This is a genomic window from bacterium (assembly GCA_030654305.1).
Classification (GTDB): Bacteria; Krumholzibacteriota; Krumholzibacteriia; order LZORAL124-64-63; family LZORAL124-64-63; genus PNOJ01.
Map to the genome: position 1 here is coordinate 1 of JAURXS010000286.1, position 4645 is coordinate 4645.

Below are 4645 nucleotides of genomic sequence, written 5' to 3' on the forward strand. Positions count from 1 at the left end.
CGCGAGGCCGCCCAGGCCCGCCAGGGGCGCGACCACCAGGTCCGCGATCAGCCACGCACAGCCCAGCCACCAGACGACGACGGCCGCGACCGTCGCGAACGACGGCGCGTCCGCGGGCCAGCCCAGCAGCAGCGCGCACCACGCGGTCAGCAGCGCGATCCCGGCCGCCGCCTGCGCCGCCCCCCGCGCCAGCGCGTGACGACGCGCGCGGCGCAGCAGGCGTCGCGCGTCGTCGCGGAAGCGCAGGGCGGGATCGCGCTCGGTCACGGGTCGCCTTTCAGGGCCGGGTCAGGGCGTAGGTCAGGATGTTGACGGCCATGCGGACCGCCGCCTCGCGCGCCGCGGGCGGGTCGTCGTGGACCTGCGCGTCCTCCAGCCCGTCGCCGATGTCGCTCGACCACGAGTAGAACACGACCAGCCGGCCCTCGCGCTCGATGCCGAAGCCCTGCGCCGGCGCGCCGTCATGCTCGTGGATCTTGGGCAGGCCCGGCAGGTCGTAGAAGCTGTGGTAGATCGGGTGCTCCGAGCCCAGCGGGCGCAGGGGCGACTCCGGGTAGACGCGGGCCATCAGCGCCCGGAACGCGGGGTCGAGGCCGTAGTTGTCGTTGGCGTAGAGGAAGCCGCCCGCGTCCAGGTAGCGGCGCAGCTCGCGCACCTCGCGGTCGTTCAGTTCGATGCCGCCGTGACCCACGAGGTAGAGCAGCGGGTAGCGGTACAGGTCCTCGCTGTCCATCGTCACCGTCGCGGGCGAGTCGGCCGTCTCGACGCCGGTGCGCGCCGCGAACGCGCCCAGCCAGTTCGGCAGGGAGCTGGGGTCGCAGTACCAGTCGCCGCCCGCGTACTGCAGGCGCGCCACGGTGACGGGCGCGGCGAAGCACGACGTCGCCGGCGGCAATACCGCCGCGACCAGCGCCGCGACGACGGCGAACCCCTTGCGAATCCCCGACAGGCGGCTCACGTCGCCCTCCGTTCCGTTTCCGCGTGTTTCAGGTGCGCGGCGCCGGCCGCGCGTCCGCGCGCGGCAGGGTCACCTCGGCGAGGGCCCCGGCGCCGTCGGGCCGGTTGCCCAGCGTGATGGACCCCTGCATCAGCGTCAGGAGGTTGCGGCAGATCGAGAGGCCCAGGCCGGTGCCGCGGCTCTTGGTGGAAAAATAAAGGTCGAACAGGCGATCGGCCACTTCGGGCGACAGGCCCGGCCCGTTGTCGGTCCACAGCAGCGTGACGGTGTCCGGCTTCACGCGCCAGCCGACGGTCACCGCCAGGGGGGCGTGCCCGGCCGTGGCCTGCAGGCTATTCTCCAGCAGGTTGCCGACGACCTTCGCCAGGGAGTCGGCGTGGCCCAGCACCAGGGGCACGTCGTCGTGCTCGAGACCGGCCACGGCCGGTCCCCCGCCGCCGGGGGTGCGGTAACGCGCGACGACGCCGCGCACGACCGCCGGGAAGGACACCGGCGCGCCGGGCGGCGTGTCGGGACGGCCGAGCAGGCTGAACTCCGTGGCGATGGTGCGCAGCAGCTCGACCTGCTCGAGCACCTGGCGCACCGTCGCCTCCAGTAGCTCGTCCAGGTTCTCGGCCCGGTCGCGCCAGGCCTGCTGCAGGAACTGGACCGAGAGCTGGATCGGGGTCAGCGGGTTCTTGATCTCGTGGGCGACCTGGCGCGCCAGCTGCGCGTTCATGGCCAGCCGCTGGTTCTCCAGGAACTCCGTGACGTCCTCGAACACGAGCATGCGGTCGCGCCGGCCGCCGGGCAGGTCCAGCGGCGCGAGCCGGCCGCGCAGGGTCCGCGAGCGGCCGGGCGCGGTCAGTTCCGCCTCGCCGGGCTCTTCGGGGATGCGCCCGCGGAAGCCGGCCAGCAGTCGCGACGCGCGCGCGTCGTCGCCGGGCAAGTCGTCACCGAGCAAGTCGCCGCCGCCGCCCTCGCCTGCGTAGAAGGCGTCGATGATGGCGCGCGCCGCGGGGTTCACCGTGACGACCCGGTCGTCGGCGTCGAACACCGCGACGCCGACCGGGACGCGCTCGAGCAGTCGGGCGAGGAAGCGCTCGCGCTCGGCCAGCGCCCGCTGCGCGGTCTGCAGGTCGTCGCGCATGGCGCCGAAGCTGGCGCTCAGCCGCCCGATCTCGTCGCGGCCGGGCTCGGGCAGCGGCGCCGCGAAGTCGCCCGCGGCGAGCCGGCGCGTCGCGTCGACCAGCACGCGCACCGGGTCGAAGATCTTCCACGTCAGCACCAGCGCGAGCAGGGCGGCGGTCACGAAGATCAGCGTGGCCAGGCCGGCCAGGAACAGGACCGTGCGTTCGCCCTGCCCGGCGAAGTCGCGCGCCCGCGCCGAGAAGGTCACCGCCAGGGCGGCGGGCAAGCGCCCCAGCCGCAGCGACCCGGTCTCGTCCTCGAAGGAGAGTGCGGGCAGGCTCAGCAGGCCGGTCCAGGCGTGCGGGCGGCCCGGCGTGGGCTGGACGTGGATGTTGCCCGGCTGGCGGCGCAGCCGGTCGAGGGTGGACGCGGCGAGCACCAGCGGCGTGCGGCCGGCGAAGACCTGTTCGGGGTGGCTGGCCAGCAGCGCCTCGCCGCCGGCGTAGAGCGTCGCCTCGCCCTGGATGACGTCGCCGAGCCCCGACATCAGGTCGGTGTCGACGCGCTGGCGGTAGAAGAACCAGCCGTCGCGGCGGCGGGCCACCGGTCCGTCGGTCGACGACCCGTCGCCGGCGGCGGTGTCCCCGGGCGCCGCCGAGAGGTCCACCGGGATCAGCGTGCCCAGGTACACGCCCTGGTCGTCGCGGATCAGCACGAGCGAGGACGAGCGGGCCTGCTCCAGCAGCAGCGCCGCCTCGTCGCGGTCGAGGTCGCTGAGCGTCTCGTCCAGCAGCAGGTCGCCGTCGGCGGTGAAGATCATGCCCTGGCGCGAGGAGAAGGGCCCCAGCGGCCGCTGGCCGGAGAGGCGGCTGGCCAGCAGGTCGGCGATGTAGTCGCTCGCCGCCAGGGCGCGGGCCTGCTCCGCCAGCAGACCCTGCAGCTGCTCCTCGGCCGCCTCCATGCCGCCGCGCGCCACGTCGCGCGCGCCCTCGGCGAGCCACTCGCGGCTAAGGCGGTCGATGAAGGTGCCGGCCAGCAGCAGCGGCAGCAGCCCCAGCACCAGCGACACCGCGAGGAAGCGTTCCTGGAAGCCCAGCCCGCCCGGGGTGCGGCGGCGCAGCAGCAGGGCCGCGACCAGCGCGACCGACCCCAGCCCGCCCGCCAGCAGCAGGTCCAGCAGGGCCAGGCGCGACAGGTCCAGCAGGCGGTCGCCGAAGCTCGGGATGCGCACGCCCAGCAGGAAGCCCTCCCCGCCGTCGCCGTCGCGCCAGAGGCAGCGGTAGGGCTGCCCTTCCAGGCGGATGCGCCCCCAGCCGCCGACGGCCCGCAGGCGGGCGATCGCCGCCTCGGAACCGCTGTCGGGCGCCGGCGCCCCGCCGGTGTCGCGCCAGCCGCGGGCGTCGCCGCGCATCAGCAACAGCGGCTGGTCGACCTCGAGCCGGGGCGTGTAGCCGCCCGCGGCGGCGTCGACGTCCGCGCCGGACAGCCGGTCCAGGAGCGTCGCGCAGCGCAGGGACCGCGCCGGCAACTCGAGGCTGATCCAACCCACGCCGCCGGGTCCGACCACCTCGCCCCGCAGCACGTGCTCGTCGCCGGCCGCGTAGCGCCGGCTCTCGGTCTGCAGGTACAGGGGGGCCGAGCGTCCCGGTCCCAGGTTCAGCGGTCGCCCGCTCTCCCACGCCGACCGGCTGCCGATCTCGTAACCCTGGTCGCGGAAGAACCCCGACGCGAAGCGGCTGACCGGGACGCCGTCGTCGTCCAGGAGCTCGAGCAGGCAGGGTAGGCGCAGCTCGTCGATGCGCGCCTCGCGCCACAGCGTGTACGCCGACCAGTGGCGCCAGAGCGCGGCGGCGTCGGGGGCGTGGGCGTCGGGGACGTCGCGCAGCTCCGCGGCCGACACCGAGAGCTCGGCCAGCAGGTCTTCCATGAGGAAGCGCACCCAGTCCTGCTGGGGCTGCACGATCTCGACGGCCTTGGCCTGCAGCCACGCCGCCTCGCCCGCCGCGTAGCCGCGGGCCAGCGCGACGTAGTTCCAGGCGGCCGCCGCGAGCACGGGCAGCAGCCAGGCCAGCCGCCGCACCGGGTCGTCGGCCGCCGGACGCCAGCGCCCGCGCAGGCCGTCCACCGCGCCGACCAGCCAGGCGGCCAAGCCCAGCGCGGGCAGCAGCAGCGACAAGTGCAGGACCCAGAACGCGAGATGCCCGAGCGGCACCTTCGGGCCGATGAGCCGGGCGTTGGCGCCTTCGGCCAGGTGGGTCGCGAGCTCCGCGAGCAGCCAGAGCATCCCGACGGCCGCGACGGCGGCGACCAGGGCCAGCGCCCGGTCCCGGCCGCGCGATCCCGCGACCCGGCCCGACCTGAATCTGCGGAAGCCCGCCGCCGCCACCGCGAGCACGACCGCCGCCAGCGCGCAGGTCAGCAGCGCGTCCAGGGCCGAGGCGAACAGCCCGCCGCCCCAGCGCGTCGCGAAGTACGTCGGGTCCAGGAGGCTGCCCACGGCGCCGGGCCCCCGGTCGGCCGTCGCGCCGGGGAACGCCTGCCGCAACCAGGTGACCAGACCGGCGAGCAGCCACAGGG

The 4645-nt window shown here is 75.4% G+C and carries 3 protein-coding genes; all 3 read right to left on the reverse strand.

The window, feature by feature from the left end; translation table 11 throughout:
* A partial coding sequence (locus Q7W29_08230) for a hypothetical protein (protein ID MDO9171804.1) occupies positions 1 to 267 on the reverse strand: 267 nt, incomplete at its 3' end.
* A 10-nt stretch (positions 268 to 277) separates the two neighbouring features.
* Positions 278 to 958 (reverse strand): DUF4159 domain-containing protein, encoded by a 681-nt coding sequence (locus Q7W29_08235; protein ID MDO9171805.1) that lies wholly within the window; start codon positions 956 to 958, stop codon positions 278 to 280.
* 28 nt (positions 959 to 986) lie between these two features.
* Positions 987 to 4645, reverse strand: a 3659-nt coding sequence (locus Q7W29_08240; GenBank protein ID MDO9171806.1) for an ATP-binding protein, incomplete at its 5' end; no start/stop codon positions are given.